Raw genomic sequence first — 21,255 nt, 5'->3', positions numbered from 1 at the left:
GCGGCGGCTGCTCGTCGATTGGATCGGTCACGTTCCGGGGTCGGACTGGAACCGAACCTACCGGGCGCACGCCCCTGAAATCAATGCTGCCTCTGCTTCACGCGAGCTCGTCGCGTGTCCGTTCGGCGGCCGTCCGCAACCGGGTCCCGTCCGGCCCCGCGGCGAGGATGGCGCGGCTCGACGTCGGGAGCACGAGCGGCAGCGCGCCGCCGAAAGCGGCACGGAGTTCGCGCGTCCCCGCCCCCTGCGCGCCGACTCCCGGGGCGAGGATCGGGCCGTTCAACCGTGACAGGTCGAGGCCGAGCCGCTCAGCGGCGTCACCGACCGTCGCTCCGACGACGAGCCCGACATGGCCCAGTTGACCCGGTCGGCCCGCGCCGTCCGGGTCCGCGTTCTCGCCGGCCGCGGCGAGCGCTATCGAGCGGGCGACGGAGGCGTCCCCGCCCACATGCTGTACCGAGCGGCCCTCGGGATTGGAGGTGAGGGCGAGGACGAAGACCCCCCGCCCCGTGGACCGTGCGAGGTCGAGCGCGGGCCGCAGCGATTCGAAGCCGAGATACGGATTGAGGGTCACGGCGTCCGCCGCGAGCGGGCTGCCCTCCCTCAGCCAGGCCTCGGCGTACGCCTGCATGGTGGAGCCGATGTCGCCGCGCTTGGCGTCCGCGATCGTCAGGACACCGGCCTCGGCCGCACGGACCAGCAGCGTCTCGAGGACGGCGAACCCGCGCGAGCCGTGCCGCTCGTACAGGGCGACCTGCGGCTTGAGGGCCACGGACACCGGCCCGACGGCGTCGAGCACCGCGAGGGAGAAACGCTCCAGGCCCTCGGGCGAGTCCGGCAGGCCCCACGCCGCGAGGAGCGCCGGATGGGGATCGATGCCGACGCAGAGGCTGCCCTTGCCGCTCCGGGCCGCCGCGAGGCGCTCCCCGAAGGAGGCGCGGGATGTGCGCGATGCGGCGGCGGGAACCTCAGGACGCATCGCGTGCCTCGGTGGACGCCCGCAGGTTGGCGGCGTGCTCCTGCAGGCTCGTGACCGACCACTCGTAGGACCGCATGGCCTCGATGGCCTGCACGGCGGCGCCGACCTCGGGGATCGTCGTGATGACCGGCAGGCCGTAGGAGGTCGCGGCAGCCCTGATCTCGTAGCCGTCACCGCGCGCCTGGCCACCGGAGGGCGTGTTGATGATCATGTCGATCCGGCCCTCGGTGATGAGGTCCACCACCGTGCCCTGCCCCTCGCCGGCTCCCTCGGCCACCTTGCGGACCGTCGTGGCGTGGATGCCGTTGCGGCGCAGCACGTCGGCGGTACCTCCCGTGGAGACGATCTCGAAGCCGAGGTCCACGAGCCGCTTGACCGGCATGATGATGGACCGCTTGTCCCGGTTCGCCACCGAGACGAAGACCTTCCCCTCGACGGGCAGGGCCGCGTTCGCGGCGGCCTGGCTCTTGGCGAAGGCGGTGTCGAAGTACTTGTCGATCCCCATGACCTCACCGGTGGAACGCATCTCGGGGCCGAGCAGCGAGTCGACGACGGTGCCCTCGGGCGTCCGGAAGCGGCTGAAGGGCAGCACAGCCTCCTTGACCGAGACGGGGGCGTCCAGGGGCAGGGAGCCGCCATCGCCCTGTGCGGGCAGGAACCCCCGCGTGCGGAGCTCGGCGACCGTGACACCGGTGCCGATCAGGGCGGCACCCTTGGCCAGCTGTACCCCCGTGGCCTTCGACACGAACGGCACGGTGCGGGAGGCGCGCGGGTTGGCCTCGAGGACGTAGAGGACGTCGGAGGCGAGGGCGAACTGGATGTTGATGAGTCCGCGGACGCCGACCCCCTGCGCGATTGCCAGTGTGGCCTCGCGGACCCGCTGGAGGACGTCGGCACCGAGGGTGATGGGCGGGAGGACGCACGCGGAGTCGCCGGAGTGGATGCCGGCCTCCTCGATGTGCTCCATGATGCCGCCGAGGTACATCTCGGTGCCGTCGTACAGCGCGTCGACGTCGATCTCGATGGCGTCCTCGAGGAAGCGGTCGATCAGCACGGGGTGCGCCTCGGTGATCTCCGTGGCGTTGGCGATGTAGCGGGAGAGATTGGGCTCGTCGTAGACGATCTCCATGCCGCGTCCACCGAGCACGTAGGACGGGCGCACGAGCACGGGGTAGCCGATGTCGTCGGCGATCCGCTTCGCGTCCTCGAAGGACACCGCGGTGCCGTTCTTCGGGGCGATGAGCCCGCCGGCGTCGAGCACGCGGCTGAAGGCCCCGCGGTGTTCGGCGAGGTCGATGGCCTCCGGTGAGGTGCCGAGGATGGGGATGCCGGCGTCGGCCAGTTCCTGAGCGAGCTTCAGCGGGGTCTGGCCGCCGAGCTGCACGAAGACGCCGAGCACACCACCCGTGCGCTCCTCGGCGGCGATGACCTCGAGGACGTCCTCCAGGGTCAGCGGCTCGAAGTAGAGGCGCGTGGAGATGTCGTAGTCCGTGGACACCGTCTCCGGGTTGCAGTTGACCATGACGGTCTCATAGCCGGCCTCGCGGAGCGCCATGGTGGCGTGGACGCAGGAGTAGTCGAACTCGATGCCCTGGCCGATCCGGTTTGGACCGGACCCCAGGATGATGATGGACGGCTTCTCGTGCTGGGCCACCTCGTCCTCCTCGTCGTAGGAGGAGTAGTGGTACGGCGTGTAGGCGGCGAACTCCGCCGCGCACGTGTCCACGGTCTTGAACACGGGACGGATCCCGAGCGCATGGCGCACGCCGCGGACGACGGCGTCGGGGGTGTGCGTGAGGGCGCCGATCTGCTCGTCGGAGAAGCCGTGGCGCTTGGCCAGACGCAGCACGTCCTCGGAGAGGTTGGGGGCGGTGCGGACCTCCTCGGCGACCTCGTTGAGCAGCACGAGCTGGTCGAGGAACCAGGGGTCGATCCCCGTCGCCTCGTACAGGCGCTCCACGCTCGCACCTCCCAGCAGCGCGCGCTGCACCTGCGAGAGGCGCTCGGTCGTGGGGCGCTTCGCGGCTTCGACGAGGGCGTCGACCTCCTCGGGCGCCACGGGCGCGTAGGACAGCTGGGAGCCCTTCTGCTCGAGCGAGCGGAGCGCCTTCTGCAGGGCCTCCGTGAAGTTGCGGCCCATCGCCATGGCCTCACCGACCGATTTCATGGTGGTGGTCAGCGTGGGATCCGCCGCCGGGAACTTCTCGAACGCGAAGCGCGGGACCTTGACCACCACGTAGTCCAGCGTGGGCTCGAAGGACGCCGGGGTCTTCAGCGTGATGTCGTTCGGGATCTCGTCGAGCGTGTAGCCGAGGGAGAGCTTCGTGGCGATCTTGGCGATCGCGAAGCCCGTGGCCTTCGACGCGAGGGCCGAGGACCGGGACACGCGGGGGTTCATCTCGATGACGACGACGCGGCCGGTGCCGGGTTCGACGGCGAACTGGATGTTGCAGCCACCGGTGTCCACGCCGACCTCACGGATGACCGCGATGGAGATGTCGCGCAGGCGCTGGTACTCGCGGTCGGTGAGCGTCAGGGCGGGGGCCACGGTGATGGAGTCGCCGGTGTGCACGCCCACGGGGTCGACGTTCTCGATGGAGCAGACGACCACGACGTTGTCGTTCCGGTCCCGCATCATCTCGAGCTCGTACTCCTTCCACCCGAGGATGCTCTCCTCGAGGAGGACCTCGCTCGTGGGGCTGTACTGCAGGCCCTGGCCGACGATCCGGCGGAGGTCCTGCTCGGTGTACGCGAGCCCGGACCCGAGACCGCCCATGGTGAAGGAGGGCCGGACGACCATCGGGTAGCCGAGGTCGTCGGCGGCGACCAGCGCCTCCTCGATCGAGTGGATGATCGCCGACCGCGCCGACTCCGCACCGCAGCGCTCGACGACGCCCTTGAACTTCTCGCGGTCCTCGCCGAGCTCGATGGCGGCGATATTGGCACCGATCAGCTCGACGCCGAACTTCTCCAGCACGCCGTTCTTGTCGAGGGCGATCGCCGTGTTCAGGGCCGTCTGCCCGCCGAGGGTCGGCAGGAGGGCGTCCGGGCGCTCCTTCTCGATGATCTTCGCGACCACGTCGGGCGTGATCGGCTCCACGTAGGTGGCGTCGGCGAACTCGGGGTCCGTCATGATCGTCGCGGGGTTCGAGTTCACGAGGATGACGCGCAGGCCCTCCTCGCGCAGGACACGCAGGGCCTGGGTGCCCGAGTAGTCGAATTCGGCGGCCTGCCCGATGACGATCGGGCCGGAGCCGATGACCAGGACGCTCTTGAGGTCGGTTCTGCGGGGCATCAGTTCTCTTCCTGCGTGGTGCTGGTCTGTTCTGCGTGGCTGTGCCGGGGCTGTGTACCCGTCACCTTCGAACCGTGGGTGCCGAGTTCGGCGGCGGCTGCGTCAGCCAGCGCCCCGGCTTCGGAGCCGGCATCGAGTGCCGAGGCCAGGACGGCGTTCCCCGAGCCGGGCGCGGCCTTCTCGGCCTGCATGAGGTCGATGAACCGGTCGAAGAGGTAGGCGGAGTCGTGGGGCCCTGCTGCCGCCTCCGGGTGGTACTGCACCGAGAAGGCGGGGAGGTCGAGGCACGCGAGGCCCTCGACGACGTCGTCGTTCAGGCTGACGTGGCTGACCTCGACGCGGCCGTAGCGTCCCGCGGGCGCCTCGACGGGGCCGTCGAGGGGCGCGTCGACGGCGAACCCGTGGTTCTGCGACGTGATCTCGACCTTGCCGGTGCGACGGTCGAGGACCGGCTGGTTGATACCGCGGTGGCCGTAACGGAGCTTGTAGGTCCCGAAGCCGAGGGCCCGTCCGAGGATCTGGTTGCCGAAGCAGATGCCGAAGAACGGCATGCGGGCGTCGAGCACACGGCGGAGCAGCTCCACCTGCGCGTCCGCGGTGGCGGGGTCGCCGGGGCCGTTGGACATGAAGACGCCGTCGGGCTGCGCCGCGACGACGTCCTCGAAGGTTGCGGCAGCGGGTAGGACGACGGTCCGCACGCCGCGCTGGGCGAAGTGCTTGGGCGTCATGGCCTTGATGCCGAGATCCAGCGCCGCGATGGTCGCGAGGGTCTCGCCGGTCCACCCGTGGTCGGCGGGCTCCACGACGTACGCCTCGTCGATGCTGACCTCCTCGGCGAGCCGGGCGCCCGTCATGGACGGCTGCGCCAGGACCTTCTCGACGAGCTGCGCCTCCGTCATGCCGGCCTCGGAACCGGAGAAGATCCCGGCGCGCATGGCGCCGCGCTCGCGCAGGTGGCGTGTGACGGCGCGCGTGTCCACGCCCTCGATCCCCACGACGCCCTGCTCGCGCAGCTGGTCGTCGAGGCTCTGCTCGGAGCGCCAGTTCGACGGGCGGCGGGCGGCGTCGCGGATGATGTACCCGGCCACCCAGATGCGGCGGGACTCGGCATCGTCCGCGTTCACGCCGGTGTTGCCGATGTGCGGTGCCGTCTGGACGACGACCTGGCGGGCGTAGGACGGGTCGGTGATGGTCTCCTGGTAGCCGGTCATGCCGGTGGCGAAGACCGCCTCGCCGAGCGCGGTACCTCTGGCGCCGTATGCGCGGCCGCGGAAGGTCCGACCGTCCTCGAGGACGAGCACCGCGGGTGCTTTCGCCTGGATCGGTGCCGTCGATGGAGCGTGGCTCACAGCTGTTCCCTGCCTTCGGGGGTCGGTGGAGTTCGGTGGGTCGTGCGGCTGGTCCCGTTCGGGGGCCGAGCGGGGATGAGGGCGGCGACGGCCGCGACGAGCTGGGTCTTGTGCGCTGCGTGGCGCGTGCGGAAGCCGGTGTCCACGCGGCGCTCCTCGCCGTCCGGGCCGGTGCCGAGCCGCCAGGTGACGACGACGAGGCCCTCCTTCTCGACGAACTTGCCCGTCATCCCGCCGGCGAGCTGCACGGAGACGAGGTCCTCACGCGGTACGAAGACGGCGCGGGCCCCGGTACGGGTGAACAGGACGCCCTCGGGGTGGACGGAGGCGACGGCGTTGCCGCGGAGGCCGAGGCCGTGGACGGCGACGCGATCCAGCCAGTCCCCCGCCGTCGTCGTGGCGACGTACTGGCCGTCGGCCTCGTACAGGACGCGTCCGGGATCGGCGGGCACCTCCGGTGGCGGCGGGACGTCCGACTGGCGTCGGAGCCGGTTCCGCCAGCCGAGGGCCATGAGCGCCACGATGACGACGATGATCGCGACGGTCATCAGGATCCAGCCTAGATATTCCATGCCGGAGCCTCTCCGCCCTGCAGATCGCCCTGCGCCCCGGCCTGCGCGGACTGCGACGCGTGCGGGGCCGAACGCGGGGTTGATCGCGGGGTCGCGAGGCTGCCGTCGAGAACGGTTGGGTGGCCCCCGAAGAACGTGGCCCGGACGCGGCCGGGCAGTTCGAGGCCCCGGAAGGGGCTGTTGCGCCCCTTGGTCGCCATCGTCGACGGGTCCACGGTCCAGCGGGCCGCGGGGTCGACGAGGATCAGGTTCGCGGGCTCCCCGACGGCGAGCGGACGGCCCTGGTGCGCCAGGCGGCCGATCCGTGCCGGAGTCGCCGAGGTGACCCGAGCGAAGCCCTCCCAGTCGAGCAGACCGGTCTCCACCATGGCGTGCTGCACCACGGACAGGGCGGTCTCGAGGCCCGTCATGCCCATCGCCGCCTGTGCCCACTCGCACTCCTTGTGCTCGCTCGGGTGCGGGGCGTGATCGGTGCCGACGACGTCGATCGTGCCGTCCGCGAGGGCCGCCCGGAGGGCGTGGACGTCGTCGGACGTGCGCAGCGGCGGGTTGACCTTGTACACGGGGTCGTAGCTGCGGACCAGTTCGTCGGTCAGCAGCAGGTGGTGCGGTGTGACCTCGGCCGTCACGTCGATGCCGCGGGCCTTGGCCCAGCGGATGATCTCGACCGACCCGGCGGTGGAGACGTGGCAGACGTGCAGGCGCGAGCCCACGTGCTGGGCGAGCAGGACGTCGCGAGCGATGATGCTCTCCTCCGCGACCGCCGGCCACCCCGTCAGACCGAGGACGGCGGAGACGTCGCCCTCGTTCATCTGAGCGCCCTCCGTCAGGCGAGGCTCCTGCGCGTGCTGCGCGATCACGCCGTCGAACGCCTTCACGTACTCGAGGGCGCGGCGCATCAGGACGGGATCGTGCACGCAGATGCCGTCGTCGGAGAAGACGCGGACGCCCGCCCGCGACTCGGCCATGGCACCGAGTTCGGCCAGGCGCTCGCCACCGAGCCCGACGGTGACGGCGCCGACCGGCCGGACCTCGACCCATCCGGAGGCGAGCCCGAGGCGGTAGACCTGCTCGACGACGCCCGCCGTGTCCGCGACGGGCGAGCTGTTGGCCATGGCGTGGATCGCGGTGAACCCGCCGAGGGCCGCGGCCCGCGAGCCGGTCTCGACGGTCTCGGCGTCCTCGCGGCCGGGCTCGCGGAGGTGCGTGTGGAGGTCCACCATGCCGGGCAGCGCGACGAGCCCGTCGGCGTCGATCGTGACGGCGTCCGTGCCGGCGTCGCGGCCGGCATCCGGGCCGAGGGCGGCGATCACGCCGCCACGGACGAGGAGGTCGGTGGGCGCTCCGCCGAGGAGCGAGGCGGAGCGGATGAGGTACCCGGCGTCATCGGGACGGGGTGTGGTGTCGTGGCTCACGGAGTACGGCCTTCCGGGGTCGTGGCGGGCGGATCGTCCTGGTCGGCGCGGCCGTCCACTGCGTCGTCGTCGTCCTGCGGGTCACCCGACAGCAGCAGGTAGAGGGCGGCCATGCGCACGGAGACGCCGTTGCGCACCTGCGCCAGCACGGTGGACCGCGGGGAGTCTGCGGCGGCGGAGGAGATCTCGAGCCCGCGGTTCATCGGACCCGGGTGCATGATCACGGTGTCGTCGAGCCCCATGGTGTCGAGCAGGGCCAGGCGGCCGTCGTCGAAGCCCCACCGCCGCGAGTACTCCCGCGTGGACGGGAAGAACGCGGCGTTCATGCGCTCGGCCTGCAGCCGCAGCATCATCACGGCGTCGGGGCGCTCGGCGAGGGCGTCGTCGAGGTTGTAGAACACCCTGCAGGGCCAACTGCCGACGCCGACCGGCAGGAGCGTGGGCGGACCCGCGAGGAGCACCTCGGCGCCGAGGGTGGTGAGGAGCCACACGTTGGACCGGGCGACGCGCGAGTGCAGCACGTCGCCGACGATCAGGACCTTCATGCCCGCCAGCGTGGTCCCCGCGGAGGGGGTGCCGGTGATCCGCGCCCAGTGACGGCGGAGCGTGAAGGCGTCGAGGAGCGCCTGGGTGGGATGCTCGTGCGTGCCGTCACCGGCGTTGACCACGGCGGCATCGATCCAGCCCGACGCGGCCAGCCGTGCCGGTGCGCCGGAGGCCGGGTGGCGGATGACGACAGCGTCGGCGCTCATGGCCTCGAGTGTCTGCGCCGTGTCCTTCAGCGACTCGCCCTTCGACACGGACGAGCCCTTGGCCGCGAAGTTGATGACGTCCGCGGACAGGCGCTTCGCGGCGGCCTCGAAGGAGATCCGCGTGCGCGTGGAGTCCTCGAAGAACAGGTTCACGACGGTTCGGCCGCGCAGGGCGGGCAGCTTCTTGATCTCCCGCTCCCCCACGGCCGCCATCTCCTCCGCGGTGTCCAGCAGGCGGAGCGCGCTCCGGGCCGAGAGGTCCTGCGTACTGAGCAGGTGCTTCACGCGCGGTCCTCGATGACGACCTCGTCGACCGGCGACCCGCCGATCAGGTCGATCTCCGCGAGGTGGACACGGACGCGCTCCTGGGACGACGTCGGGAGGTTCTTGCCCACGTGGTCCGCGCGGATGGGCAGTTCGCGGTGCCCGCGGTCCACGAGGACGGCGAGGCGCACCGCGCGCGGGCGGCCGAGGTCGGCGAGCGCGTCGAGGCCGGCGCGGATGGTCCGCCCCGAGTAGAGCACGTCGTCGACGAGCACCACGACCTTGTCGTCGATGCCCGACGGCGGCAGCTGGGTGGCGAGCGGGGAGCGGGTGGGGTGGCGGCGGAGATCGTCCCGGTACATGGTGACGTCGAGCTGGCCGGTGATCAGGTCGGGATCGACCGACGGGTCCACGGCGGAGATCTTCTGCGCGAGCCGCTGTGCGAGCGGGAAACCCCTGCGGGGGATGCCGAGGAGCACGAGGTCACGGGACCCCTTGTTCGCCTCGAGGATCTCATGGGCGATACGCGTGAGAGCGCGATCGATGTCTGCTTCTGCGAGAACGACGCGCTTGTGGATGCCGGATTCCGAGGCAGGCACAGTCATAACACGCTTCCTCCTTCCCCGCCTCACGGGACGGAATTTAAAGGCTGGTTGCGGGGTCAAAACTATCACAGCGGCGCTGACCCCTAGGGTTGCAGCATGGCTATGAACAACCCTCGACCCGGTGGCCGCGAGCCGCGCGACGTCGGCCACCAGCAGTACGCGCCCCATCGGCCGGACCAGGGCTGGTGGGGCACCACCACCGTCCGGCACCACCGGCCCGCGCCCCTGCGTCCGGGCGGGCCGGCGTTCCGGCCCGTCTGGGACCAGGCCCCGGCCCGGCGGCACGGAGTGCTCAACGTGATCCTGGTCGTCGTCGCCGCACTCGTGGTGGCGGCAGTGCTGCTCCTGCTCTCGCTCTCCCTCGGGCCGTCGGCGTTCATCCTGTGCGGCATCCTCGCACTCGTCCCCCTCGGGATCTGCCTGCTGGGCCTGCGCTGGATCGACCGCTGGGATCCGGAGCCGAGGGGCGCCCTGCTGTTCGCCTTCCTGTGGGGCGCCGGGACCTCCGTGGTGGTGACCCTGCTCCTGGGGACCTACGTGGTGGAACTGCTGGGCAGCGCGCTGACCACCACGTCACCCGACCTCATCGGACCCGTGCTGCAGGCACCGCTCGTCGAGGAGTTCGCCAAGGGCCTCGGCGTGCTGATCCTCGTCTACACGCGCCGCAGCCATTTCGACGGGCCGGTGGACGGGATCGTCTACGCCGGGACGGTGGCGGCCGGCTTCGCCTTCACGGAGAACATCCTCTACTTCGGCTCGGCCGTCGTGGAGTCGGGGAACGCGGCGGCAGTGGTGGGCGTGTTCATCCTCCGCGGCCTGTTCTCACCCTTCGCGCACGTCATGTTCACCTCGCTCCTCGGCTTCGTGCTCGGATTCGCCCTCAGCCGCGGGGGCGGCAACCCGCGGATCCTCGGGGCGTTCGTGCTGGGGCTGATCCCCGCGATCGCGGGACACATGCTCTGGAACGGCGGCACTCTCGTGCTGTTCCACGACTTCTTCCTCTTCTACCTCGTGGTGCAGGTGCCGCTGTTCGTCGCCGCCGTCATCGCCGTCGTGCTCCTCCGCCGCTCCGAGCGCCGTCTGACGGAATCACGCCTCGGCGACTACGCCCGCGCGGGCTGGTTCACCCCGGAGGAAGTGCGCATGCTGGCCACGCGGCGCGGGCGCTCGCAGGCCCTGGCCTGGGCGGGCTCGATCGGTGCCCGGCAGGAGATGCGCGGGTTCATCCGCACGGCATCGCGGATCGCCTACACCCGCCAGCGGATGCTCGGCGGACGGCGCGACGCCGACTACGCGGCCGAGGAGCGCGTCCTCCTCGACGAGGCGACGCAGCGGCGGGCGCGCATCTTCCAGCTCGCGTCGACGCCCCGGTAGGTCCTCCCCGCGCACTCCCTTCGTCCCTGCGGGCGAGTCCAGACCGCAGGTCGTTCGGCGCGAAGCCGATGCGCCGGCCGCCCTGCCCTACGCCGCCGTGCGCTCCGCCCGTGAGGGTCAGTCGAGCCAGTCCGGGCGGCCGGCGAGGCCCAACCGGTAGCGCGCCGCATCCACGGAGGGGCTATGAGGCCCGAGGGCCAGCTGGAAGGTCCGCAGCTGCACGCGGGTGCGCTGCAACCGGAGGCGGTTCGCGAGCGAGCGGTCACCGCGGCCGGGCACACCCGCGAGGGGTGCCACGGACGGTGAGATGACCAGCGCTCCAGCGCTGGCGATGCCGCTGTAGAAGATCCGTTCCGCGCGATTCAGCCCGTCCGGGGCTGACAGGAACGTGAGCAATTCGGCGGGGACGGGTTCGAGCTCGGGTTCCAGCGCACGCAGTGCGTCCGCGAGTTCCCGGCGGTTGATCGGGAGATCTTCCGCTCCCAGAGTCCGGGCGCTGCGGGACCAGTCGGCGACATAGGTGTCGGCCCAGGTGCGGCCGAACCGTGGGGCCAGGTCGTGGCCGACGGCTTCGTGGGCCCCGAGGAAGGCATCGGTGAAGGCCAGGTGCACCCATCGCAGGAGGGCGGGGTCGGAGGCGGAGTAGGCGCGGCCGTCGTCGGTGGTGCCATTGACCCGCCCGTGCATGCGGCGGACCCGAGCCGAGTCCCGCTCGGCGAGTTCCGCGGAGCCGAAGGTGGTGATGGTGAGCCAGCGCGCCGTCCCGGCGAGGCGGGCCCAGGGGTCACTGCGGTAGGAGGAGTGACGTGCAACACCGGCCATGGCGAGGGGGTGCGCACCCTGTCCGAGGAGGGCCGCGACGCCGCCGACGAGGGTGGAGAGGCCACCGTGGACCTGCCAGACGACGCCGTCGGGCTCGAACAAGCCGGGGCCCTCCCCGACCAGGGCGATGTCGCGCACCCAGTCAGGTGCACCGGTGGGGTCTCCGGAGACCCGGGCACGGAAAGCGCTGCGGACGCGGTGGGCCACTTCGGCGGGGCGCGGTATCGAGCTGACAGGCATGATGCTCCAACGACGGTAGGTCGGGTACGACGGACACCTCGGACAGGAATCCACTACGAAGCGTAGAACACCGCCCTGACACGGCGCTTCGACCGGGGACCTCGGCCCGCTCCCATCGAGGCCGAGGAACTCAGGCTCAGGTAGGGGTCGTGCGCAGGTGGGTCGAAGTTGCTGCTGATCAGCCTTCGGCGGCTCCCGCCGTTGCTGATCGTGTCGTGCGGGCGGATAGGCGCAGAGCGGCCGTGTTCGCGGTCACGATGAGAACTATCCCGATCGATTCGACAGTTCCCAGGTGCTCGTCGAGGAGTACCGCTCCGATGAGTGCGGCCAGCACCGGGTTGATGCTCATCAGGATGCCGAACACGTTCGTGGGGATCCTCCGCAGGGCAACCAGGTCGGCCAAGAATGGAACCGCCGAGGCGAGGACGCCGGCACCGATGGCGCAAAGCAGGGTGAATGCGTCCGGACGGCTGGTGAGAAGGATCCAGACGCCGACGGGCAGGAAGAGAGCGGCGGAGACTCCCGTCGCTGTGGCCGTGCCCTGTGCTCCCGAGATACGAGAGCCGATGGTCCGGTTGAGCAGGATGTAAGCGGCCCAGCTACACGCAGCGATGAGGGCGAGCCCGATGCCTGCATAGTCGGTGGTGGGTTGGGGCCGGGTGATCGCGGTGACGCCGGCTCCTGCGATGACAGCGCAGATCACACTGCTCCTGGTCCGGGAGGTGAGCAGAGCGACCGCGAGGGGTCCGCAGAATTCGAGGGTCACAGCCAGTCCGAGGCCGATGCGATCGATGGCCAGGTACAAGGTGAGGTTCATCGTCCCGAACACCAGCGCCAGGAGTAGGACCGGCCACCATTGAGCCCGGGTGAGGTCGAGCACCCGGGGTCTGACGAGGGGCAGCAGGATCACGGCGGCGACGATCTGGCGGACGGCAACGACACCGAGCGGCCCGATGACCGGGAAAGCCAGAGACCCACTGGCTGCCCCGAACTGATTCGAGAGCGCACCGCCCAGAGCAGTTACCAGACCGGTTGCGCGGTCGCCCGCCGCGTGCTTCAGCTTTGTCATGCTGGAAGTGTGCAAGCCCGCCATGGCCTGCTCACAATGCATGAATCACCGCATTGATGCGTTTCAGGCATGAGTAGGATTCGGGGATGGACATCGAACTGCGTCATCTTCGATCCTTCGTCAGCGTCATCGATACGGGCACTTTCACCGACGCCGGAATCGAGCTCGGTATCTCGCAGACCGCTGTCTCCCGCAATGTCGCTGCGCTCGAGTCCATCCTCCTGATCCGGCTCCTGCACCGCACGACCCGGACCGTGTCCCTCACTCCGGACGGTGAAAGGGTGCTTCGGCATGCCCGCCGAGCCCTGGCTGTCGTCGGAGATCTGCGCCAGGAAGCTCTTGCCGGCGTGAGCACCCTCCGGGTCGGCTACGCATGGTCCGCCCTGGGCAGGTACACCCCCGAGTTTCAACGCCGATGGGCCGAAGCCCTCCCCCACCACGAGCTGCGACTGACCCGGATCAACACACCCACAGCAGGACTGGCCGAGGGGACGAGTGACGTGGTGATCCTGCGTCGGCTACCGGATGTGGCAAACCTCGACCTGGTCCTGATCGGTACCGAGAAACGCTATTGCGCAATGGCCGTCGGGGACCCCCTGGCGGCCAGACGTACAGTGACACTCGCTCACGTAGCTGCAGCTCCGCTGGCGATCGATCACCGGACCGGAAGCACCCAGCTCGACCTCTGGCCCGACGCCGGCCAACCACGCAACACCATCCCCACCACCGATGTCGATGACTGGCTCACCGTCATCAGCAGCGGCAAAGCCCGTGGAGTAACCGCACAATCGACAGCACACCAGTACCGCCGCCAAGGGCTCACCTACCGACCTATCCGCGATGCAGCACCCGTACCCGTCTACGCCGCCTGGACCCGAACCGACCCGCCCGCCATCCTGCAGGACATCATCGTGCTCCTCGCGGGGCTCTACCGTTGAGTCCAACGGAGATGTGGCCTGCGTGGATTCCGGATATGACGGCGAGGAGCAGGCTCTGCGGGTCGTTTGCAGCTACGGCCGCGCACGGGGCACGTTCATCACCCGACCTGTCCGAGTTCGCGCCCGTCCTCAACGCGCGCGGTGAACGTAGAGATCGCGGAGGAGCGCGATCTCGGCACCGTGGTGCAGGATCTCCTGGTTCATCCACCAGACGATCGACGGAAACGTCTCCTCGGCATCGCTGCCGTACGGGTAGCTGCTGAGTCCGGTCCGGTCGTAGTCGGACTCGTCGACCTGGAGTATCGACCGGCGCCAGTCGGCCGCCGCTTGCCGGATCTGTGCAATGGCGCCGGCTGCATCGGCGGGAGATTCGTAGGTAGCTCGAGTGAAGGTGCGATCACCGCCCAGATGACTGGAGCGGCCCATGAGCGTCTCGGACAGGTGATCGAGCCGCCAGGCGATCGTTGTGAGAGGCGGAGGCCACGGACTGTCGGGGGCCCCGTCCCGCCCCCACTCCCCTGCGCCGATCAGCTTCACAGCGCCGCGCCCGGGACCGTCGGAACGCCGCCTTACCGACCAGCACCCGCCGACCGGTTCCCACTGGTATTCGGCGTCCGTCAGTACCGGGACGTCGACGTCCTGGTCGTCACCCGAGTTGCTGGTCGGCCCGGTCAGACGAGTGATGAGTCGTTCCGTCGCCCAGTCGTACTGCTCGAGCAGTGGCTGAAGGCGCCGATTGATCATCATGATGCACAGCCTAGACTCACCAGTCGCGGCCGTGTCGGCGGGTCGCATCACGGGCGAGGGCCAGCGCAGCGCAGGCTTCGTGGCGGTCGCCTCTGCGGTGCTGACGGGCGATCCACCACTGATCGAGAACCGGTCGGCGTCTATTCGTGGACGGGTTCACCGGTGACGCGGTGGTCGGCGTGGTTCATGCCCTCGAGGATGAGGCGGGTGAGGTGCCCGTCGATGATGCTGTAGATGACGTTGCGAGCTTGTTTGCGGGTGGAGACCAGCCCTGAGAGGCGGAGTTTGGCCAGGTGCTGACTGACCGCGGTGCGGTTCGCTCCGGTTCCGGCGACGAGGGTCCCGACGTCGGCCGGGCCCTGCGTCAGGATCCAGAGGATGTGCAGCCTGGTGGGGTCCGCGAGCATCTGAAAGGTCGCCGCTCCTGCGGCCAGGCGATCCGCGTCAGGGTGGACCGAGTGCACCAGACTCGGAATCATGGGGCGCACCCCCGTGACGTCCTCAGGCGGGACGTCCTCACCCGCGGACATCCGGAAGTGGTCGTGGATGCCCTCGACCGGTCGGCCTGTACGTCGCCCATGATGCTCCTGGCCCCCTGATCGCCCTGTTGATGCCGGTGGATCGTCCCGAACGCCGGTGTTCGTCCCGCAGGTACGTCCCCACGTTACCGCCCTCCCCTGCCCTTACTGCCCGCGCTCGGTACTGCGCCGCGCCGGCTTCGCCTCGTCAGCTGATCCGCCGTGCGCCGCCTCGACAGATCCTTCTCCCTCAGCCTCCGCTACGGGCAGCGTCGAACCGATCCGTGCACGTGGCCCGACCCTCTCCTGTGGTCCGTCAGGGCCGGTGGCGGGCCAGAGGACCACTGCGGCGATCGTCGCGATGAGAGCACACGCCGCCAGGACCAGCGCCACGGTCTCCTGCCCTGCGGCGGCGCCGACCCATCCGGCGAGGGGGTAGGCGAGGAGGAAGCAGGCGTGGGAGAGCGAGAACTGGGCGGTGAAGAGGTAACTGCGGGTGTCGTCGGTCGCGACCCGGCGCAGCAGACGGGAGGATGGTGTGCTGATCATTGACGTACCGATGCCCAGCAGCACCCACAGCCCTAGGAAGATCGCCCACGAGTTGTCTGTGAGGTGGATGCTGCTCTGTTCCGTGGACGCGAGGAAGGCCGCGGCGATCAGGCCCGCAATCAGGATCCACCCACCCGTCAGCATGAAGGTGCGGCCCGGGGTCCGTTCCAGGACCCGAGGTGCGAGGAAGGCCACCATCATCGAGCCGACCCCGTAGAAGGCCAAAGCGATTGCAACGTCGGTGTTGGAACCACCGAACAGGTCTCTGGCAAAAACGACCGTGTTGACCAGCACCAGAGCCGTTGCGGTGGCGACCACCAGGTTCAGTGCCATCAGGCCACGCAGGGAAGGCTCCCGGAGGAAGATCCGGGTGCCGAGCGTGGTGCGGTGCAGCAACGAGCCCTGAGAGTGCGACGCCGGGATGGCCGGCAGCCGGGTCGCCAGGACCATGGCCGCGGAGACGAGGAATCCGATCATCGTCCCGACGAACAGGTTGTGGAAACTCATCACCGCCAGAAGAGCAGCGGCCAGCAGAGGGCTCACCAGGGACTCCAGGTCATAGGCGAGCCGGGACAGGGACAGTGCCTTGGTGTACTCCTTCTCCCCGGGCAGGACGACGGGAATCAGGGCCTGGAACGCGGGCGTGAACGTCGCCGAGGCGGACTGCAGGATGAACACGAGCACGTAGATCTGCCAGACCTGATCGATGAAGGGCAGACTCAGCGCGATCGCCGCCCGCACCAGATCCGCGCCGACCAGGACACCCTTCCGCGGCAAGCGCTCGACCAGTGCCGCCATCACGGGGGCCACGAAGACGTAGGCGATCATCTTGATCGTCAACGCCGTTCCCAGGACCGCACCAGCCTGTCCACCGGCCAGATCGAACGCGAGCAGGCCCAGGGCGACCGTCAATAAACCAGTGCCCAGTAGGGCGACCACCTGAGCGGTGAAGAGGTTGCGGTACGCCGGGCGGCGCAGAACAGAAAGCATCCGAGGGACCTATCTCCAGCAGGACCAAGTCCTGTAATGATACGTGCATGATTACGCACTGATGTACATGCGCTTGACGTGCGGGTCAGACAGTCCAACCGAGGAGTATGGAGGATGTCGCCTATCGCTCGCACACGAGTCGAGACAGGATGCCCTACAGGGGGGTGTTGCACAGGTCCTGCATCGCTGGATGAGATTCGGTCCTTCTACCCCTTGTACCCCCCCGGCCTGCCGTCCGCCTGCTACTCCGGTCGCACGGTCTCCGAGCCCCGAGCGCAACGATTTCGACAACGCGAACGGGCGATGAAGCAACGCGATTCCAGCGATGTCGCGCGGTTTCGTTGAGTGTGTTCTATCGCACCGCTCTGCGACCAGTGTCAGAACGCGTCTCGATCGACGCGGACCGCCCTCTCGCGCACGGCACTTCTGGTCCATACAGCTGACCTGGGCTGCTGCAGTACCAGCTAGAGCTCGAACGATCGACCTGTCACATCGGGGCAAGGCAGCACGCAAGGTGTCCAGAGGGTGTCCCGTTTAAGGCACCATCACCGGGCGTTTTCTCGAGCGGGGCATACGGGAATCGCACTCGTCATGCGTGACCAGGTCTGTGATCGGTCGAGGTCGGCCCGTGGTGGGCGGCCGCCACCCGTTAGGTTTGGCAGGGAAAGTGCGTCGGTTCGCAAGTCGCGGCCGGGGCGCGTATGGAACGCAGGATGAGTGAAGGGGACGAGTCATCATGGCAGCACAGAGAAAGTCAGCGCAGCAGGTAGCGGCACGGGAGAAGGCGAGGGCGAAAGCCCAGGAGCTGACCGAGGGGCACGAGCGCTTGATTGACCTGGCGGCGGAGTTCTTCGAGCAGGAGCAGCAGGCCGAGCAGATCCGCGCCGAGGCGCAGGAGCGGGCCGATGCGATCCTGGCGAAAGCCGAGCAGGACGCCGAGGCGGCCGCGAAAGAGGCCGGCGCGAAGGTGCAGCAGATGCTTGACACCGGAGAGAGACGCGCAGCGGTTGCCGCCCGCCTAGGACTCAGCACCGCCCAGATGAAGCGAGCCCTGGACGGGGCCGGCACCAGCTCGCCAGCTGAGGCTGGGCGTACCGAGCCGGCGCTAGCGGCGACAGCCGACGACGTCGCAGAGCAGGTTGCCGCCGAGACAAAGGCCGCGTAGCGGGTGAGGCTCCGACGGCATGCATCTGGGCTGGGCTTCCTGGTGGTTGCGTACAGCAGGAGCAGGAGCTGGTCCGACTTAGGGCTCATAGGACTAATAGTGGCAATAGAGCCACGAGGGTTGGGCTCAGCCGTGGGCGTGGTGTTGGTCATGCACCTGTGGGCGGGTGGAGCCCGAAGGATGGAGCTCAAAGCCGTCCACTGTGGGTGAGCTGCCGCTTGTAGCGGAACCCGTTCTTGGCGGTCAGAAGTGAAACGTACATTCTAGCACTGAGTATTACTATGCGAAAGGAGCTTCTACGTGCTGTTTCGCGGTGTCGCAGCTGCGTGTAGCGAATACGTTGGCGGTCTCAACCAGTCAACGCACCGCTCATGACTGATGATGGGCGAGTGAGTGAGATGGTGCGTGATTTTGGGTTCACGGCTGAGCAACAGGACCAGCTTTGGGTGCAGTGGCGGCAACGCGATTCGTTGCGGACGATCGCTATGGATGTGGGGACGACGCACCAGAAGGTGCGGAGGTTCTTGCTGCAGTCCGGTGGTATCCGTTTGCCGGCATCAAAGCGCAACGAGCGGCATCTCTCGGCTGCGGACCGGGAGGAAATCTCCCGGGGCATTGCTGCGGGTTATTCAGCGGCTGTTATCGCTACGGTTCTGGGCCGGGCTTCTTCGACTGTGTCGCGGGAGATCCACCGTAATGGTGGGCGTGAGCAGTACCGGGCGGTGACGGCCGATCAACGTGCCATGCTCCACGCGAAGCGGCCAAAGCCGCAACGTTTGGATACGAATCTGATGCTGCTGATTGTGGTGGCGTTCAAGTTGGGCCAGGACTGGTCGCCGGAGCAGATTTCCCAGTGGTTACGCCGCACGTACCCGGAGGACGCGACGATGCGGTTGTCCCACGAGGCGATCTACCGGTCGATCTATATCGCTGAGCGCAAGGCCCTCGCTCGGTGTTTGGGCCGCCCGTCCCAGCATTTGCGCTCGGGACGCACGATGCGGGTTCCGCGGCCGGCGAGGGTCAGTAACCGCGGACGGTTGAAGAACATGGTGTCCATCCACGCCCGTCCAGCCAGCATTGAGGAGCGGACCGAAGTAGGCCATTGGGAAGGAGACTTGGTGATGGGGTCTCGCCCCTCGGCCGTGGCGACTTTGGTGGACCGGAAAACCCGGTACGTGCGCCTGGTACGCCTACCAAACGGGATCAAAGCCAATGTTGTTCGGGCCGCATTGACCTCGAGCTTCCGCGCCCTGCCCGAGGGCCAACGGCTCTCGTTGACCTGGGATCGCGGTAGAGAGTTGGCCGAGCATCAGGAGCTGACCGCGGAGCTGAACCTGCCAGTCTACTTCTGCGATAAGCGCAGCCCCTGGCAGCGCGGAACTAACGAGAACACAAACCGGTTGTTGCGCCAATATCTGCCGAAGAACGGGGACTTGCGCCAGTTCAGCCAGCAGGACCTTGATGAGATGGCCGACAAGATCAACACACGCCCGCGGAAAGTTCTCGACTGGGGCACATCAGCGCATGAGTTTCAGGTGGTAGCTCGAAGAGATCCGCAGGCTTCCCGTCCTTGAAGAGCTGTCATGGGAGGCTAGGCTATGCATCATGAACTTCAACCAGGGCATGTGGTGGTGGCTGCACTAGCGGCCGGTTGAAGTATGTTCACGGGCTGCATGGCGGCCCGTGACATTTTGCGGAACTTCTGTGCAGCTCCCTATTCAGGAGCGAAGCATGGATTCCTTCACAGCAACGACGTCCAGATCATCCGACGTGGCAGTTCAAGTCGCAGCGAACCCGGAAAAGTTCCGCGTCCTCACAGGTGAGAGGCCCACCGGTCCCCTTCATCTAGGGCACTACTTTGGAACGATCACCGAGCGGGTTCGCCTGCAGCGTGCCGGGGTTGAGACGTTCCTGGTTCTGGCTGACTACCAAATCATCACTGATAGGGACACCACAGCTAATGCCCGGGGAAACGTGTATAGCGCCGTACTCGACTATCTTGCGGCAGGGCTGGACCCGGAGGAAACGACGATCTTTACGCATTCATCCGTGCCTGCCCTCAACCAGCTATTACTACCGTTCCTCAGCCTCGTCAGCGAGGCCGAGCTGCACCGAAATCCAACAGTGAAGGCGGAACTGGCGGCGTCGGGGCGCGCACTAAGCGGTCTCCTACTGACCTACCCAGTGCATCAAGCTGCCGACATCTTATTCTGCAAAGGCAATCTGGTACCCGTGGGGAAGGACAACCTGCCGCACGTGGAGATGACACGAGTGATCGCGCGCCGCTTCAACGAACGCTACGGACATGTCTTCCCTGAGCCTGAAGCGCTCATCACTGAAACCCCTGAGCTCCCGGGTATTGATGGGCGAAAAATGTCCAAGAGCTACGGCAACGCGATCTCCCTTTCCATGACCGAGGACGAAACTGCTTCGACCATCCGCGGCGCCCGGACCGATTCGGACCGACACATCACCTTTGACCCGGAGGGTAGACCTGGGGTGTCGGCGCTCCTGTCGACCGCATCCCTCTGCTTGGGAGTGCAACCTGAGGATTTGGCCGAAGACATTGGTGGCGCTGGAAGCGGCCGATTGAAGCAAGTAGCCACAGATGCCATCAATGACTTCCTACGCGAGCACCGCAACCGCCGGCGTGAACTAGCTCAGGACGAACAAGTCGCACGTTCCGCCCTGCAACGGGGTAATGACCGAGCCAACCAGATCGCAGAAGAAACACTGAACGAAGTCAGAACGGTGATGGGAACCACCTACTAGGCGCCCGGTTCGAGCATTCCAAAAAGCCGCTCGACAGACAGCACGAACACGACGATCTAAACTCGTTTACTCCGCGGTGCGTTGACTGGTTGAGACCGCCTTCGTATTTGCCACTCTGGACCCGGGCGTCGAACACATCCGGACGAGTAGTGATGGTCCCGCTCGAGGGCGTCGTCCCGATCCCCTCAGATGGACTGCGCCACCAACGAGGATGAGGAGAACCCCGTGAGTACGAGCCTCGGCCCACTTGATGTTGCCTTCTGCGCGCTGATCGGAGTCACTGTGAAAGGTGACCTTTGGTCATGCGTGGAAGTGCCAGACTCGGTTGACCTATTCGGAACCGGAAAGTCGATCAAGGTCGTCGCTACCGTCGATGGTGAACCGCTCACAGCAGGTCTCATGCCCACCGGTATCGGGGGGCACATGCTCTCGATCAGCGCCAAACTACGGAAGAAGCTCGGCAAAGAACTCGGCGACACCGTTACCGTGCACCTGACTGGACGCCGCACCTGACCGCACATCGTCCGCATGATTGGGCGCTCAGCTAGCCCGATACCGACCAGCGGACCCGCAATTACTGATGGAGATGATATGGGCCGTTCCGCGTTCGCTGCTCTCGGTCCTACTCGGTGGCCGTGCATGCGGCGGCAATAGCTAGCGCGGTTGAGCGGAAGAGGACCACGTTCTGCGTGATGAGCGCCGCGAACGCAATCAGAGGTCCTGTCTATCCACCAATAAGGACTTGTGCGGTCAGGGCCACGATCATTTCGATGACGGCAACGGGCAGGAACACCAGGGTGAGGAGCAGGATGGTCAGAGCGACATACTCTTCAGCCATCA

At 67.8% G+C, this 21,255-nt stretch carries 18 protein-coding genes; 6 read left to right on the top strand and 12 right to left on the bottom strand.

Features of this window, described 5'->3' with window-relative positions; genetic code table 11:
- Positions 1–97: 97 nt before the first annotated feature.
- From pyrF to pyrR, 7 genes are read right to left on the bottom strand one after another with little or no spacing between them, the layout of a single operon-like run.
- Entirely contained in the window at positions 98–979 is an 882-nt protein-coding gene (gene pyrF / locus FNH21_RS08540; RefSeq protein ID WP_152814350.1) for an orotidine-5'-phosphate decarboxylase, read from the bottom strand.
- Complete coding sequence (carB, locus tag FNH21_RS08535) at positions 969–4,274, bottom strand: carbamoyl-phosphate synthase large subunit (protein ID WP_152814348.1); 3,306 nt, start codon at positions 4,272–4,274, stop codon at positions 969–971. Before carB ends, pyrF begins: the two co-directional genes overlap by 11 nt.
- Positions 4,274–5,623 carry a glutamine-hydrolyzing carbamoyl-phosphate synthase small subunit gene (gene carA / locus FNH21_RS08530; RefSeq protein ID WP_191931774.1) on the bottom strand — a complete coding sequence of 450 codons (1,350 nt, stop codon included), beginning with the start codon at positions 5,621–5,623 and terminating at the stop codon, positions 4,274–4,276. The genes carB and carA overlap by 1 nt, the downstream gene beginning before the upstream one ends.
- Positions 5,620–6,171, bottom strand: a complete 552-nt coding sequence (locus FNH21_RS08525; protein WP_241743140.1) for a PH-like domain-containing protein — start codon at positions 6,169–6,171, stop codon at positions 5,620–5,622. The genes carA and FNH21_RS08525 overlap by 4 nt, the downstream gene beginning before the upstream one ends.
- 11 nt (positions 6,172–6,182) lie before the next feature.
- Positions 6,183–7,610, bottom strand: a complete 1,428-nt coding sequence (locus FNH21_RS08520) for a dihydroorotase (RefSeq protein WP_191931773.1) — start codon at positions 7,608–7,610, stop codon at positions 6,183–6,185.
- On the bottom strand, positions 7,607–8,647 hold the full coding sequence (locus tag FNH21_RS08515) for an aspartate carbamoyltransferase catalytic subunit (RefSeq protein WP_191931772.1): 1,041 nt from the start codon (positions 8,645–8,647) through the stop codon (positions 7,607–7,609). Before FNH21_RS08515 ends, FNH21_RS08520 begins: the two co-directional genes overlap by 4 nt.
- Positions 8,644–9,231, bottom strand: a complete 588-nt coding sequence (gene pyrR, locus FNH21_RS08510) for a bifunctional pyr operon transcriptional regulator/uracil phosphoribosyltransferase PyrR (protein WP_152814346.1) — start codon at positions 9,229–9,231, stop codon at positions 8,644–8,646. Before pyrR ends, FNH21_RS08515 begins: the two co-directional genes overlap by 4 nt.
- A 96-nt stretch (positions 9,232–9,327) precedes the next feature.
- Here pyrR and FNH21_RS08505 point away from each other — a divergent pair, with 96 nt between their 5' ends.
- Entirely contained in the window at positions 9,328–10,605 is a 1,278-nt protein-coding gene (locus tag FNH21_RS08505; RefSeq protein ID WP_152814344.1) for a PrsW family intramembrane metalloprotease, read from the top strand.
- Between the two features lie 117 nt (positions 10,606–10,722).
- Here FNH21_RS08505 and FNH21_RS08500 read toward each other — a convergent pair whose 3' ends face one another.
- Positions 10,723–11,667, bottom strand: a complete 945-nt coding sequence (locus tag FNH21_RS08500) for an oxygenase MpaB family protein (RefSeq protein ID WP_152814342.1) — start codon at positions 11,665–11,667, stop codon at positions 10,723–10,725.
- A 178-nt stretch (positions 11,668–11,845) separates the two neighbouring features.
- Positions 11,846–12,736, bottom strand: a complete 891-nt coding sequence (locus FNH21_RS08495) for an EamA family transporter (protein ID WP_152814340.1) — start codon at positions 12,734–12,736, stop codon at positions 11,846–11,848.
- Between the two features lie 86 nt (positions 12,737–12,822).
- Here FNH21_RS08495 and FNH21_RS08490 point away from each other — a divergent pair, with 86 nt between their 5' ends.
- Positions 12,823–13,674, top strand: a complete 852-nt coding sequence (locus FNH21_RS08490) for a LysR family transcriptional regulator (protein ID WP_152814338.1) — start codon at positions 12,823–12,825, stop codon at positions 13,672–13,674.
- A 129-nt stretch (positions 13,675–13,803) separates the two neighbouring features.
- Here FNH21_RS08490 and FNH21_RS08485 read toward each other — a convergent pair whose 3' ends face one another.
- The 3 genes from FNH21_RS08485 to FNH21_RS08475 all read right to left on the bottom strand — a co-directional run bounded on the left by FNH21_RS08485 (position 13,804) and on the right by FNH21_RS08475 (position 16,478).
- The gene (locus tag FNH21_RS08485; RefSeq protein WP_152814336.1) at positions 13,804–14,421 is read right to left on the bottom strand and encodes a DinB family protein; all 618 of its coding nucleotides are present in this window, start codon (positions 14,419–14,421) and stop codon (positions 13,804–13,806) included.
- 140 nt (positions 14,422–14,561) lie between these two features.
- Positions 14,562–14,900 (bottom strand): ArsR/SmtB family transcription factor, encoded by a 339-nt coding sequence (locus tag FNH21_RS08480; RefSeq protein ID WP_152814334.1) that lies wholly within the window; start codon positions 14,898–14,900, stop codon positions 14,562–14,564.
- Between the two features lie 204 nt (positions 14,901–15,104).
- The gene (locus FNH21_RS08475; protein WP_152814332.1) at positions 15,105–16,478 is read right to left on the bottom strand and encodes an MFS transporter; all 1,374 of its coding nucleotides are present in this window, start codon (positions 16,476–16,478) and stop codon (positions 15,105–15,107) included.
- Positions 16,479–17,214: 736 nt separating this feature from the next.
- Here FNH21_RS08475 and FNH21_RS08470 point away from each other — a divergent pair.
- The 4 genes from FNH21_RS08470 to FNH21_RS08455 all read left to right on the top strand — a co-directional run bounded on the left by FNH21_RS08470 (position 17,215) and on the right by FNH21_RS08455 (position 20,928).
- On the top strand, positions 17,215–17,643 hold the full coding sequence (locus FNH21_RS08470) for a hypothetical protein (protein ID WP_152814330.1): 429 nt from the start codon (positions 17,215–17,217) through the stop codon (positions 17,641–17,643).
- 398 nt (positions 17,644–18,041) lie between these two features.
- Positions 18,042–19,217 (top strand): IS30 family transposase, encoded by a 1,176-nt coding sequence (locus FNH21_RS08465; protein ID WP_152815024.1) that lies wholly within the window; start codon positions 18,042–18,044, stop codon positions 19,215–19,217.
- Between the two features lie 157 nt (positions 19,218–19,374).
- A complete protein-coding gene (gene trpS / locus FNH21_RS08460) occupies positions 19,375–20,415 on the top strand; it encodes a tryptophan--tRNA ligase (RefSeq protein WP_152814328.1) in 1,041 nt (346 codons plus the stop codon).
- A gap of 225 nt (positions 20,416–20,640) precedes the next feature.
- Entirely contained in the window at positions 20,641–20,928 is a 288-nt protein-coding gene (locus tag FNH21_RS08455) for a DUF1905 domain-containing protein (protein ID WP_338403213.1), read from the top strand.
- Positions 20,929–21,255: the final 327 nt, after the last annotated feature.

It is taken from the genome of Arthrobacter bussei, from assembly GCF_009377195.2.
Classification (GTDB): Bacteria; Actinomycetota; Actinomycetes; order Actinomycetales; family Micrococcaceae; genus Arthrobacter_D; species Arthrobacter_D bussei.
This window is presented reverse-complemented; position numbering and strand designations above follow the sequence as displayed.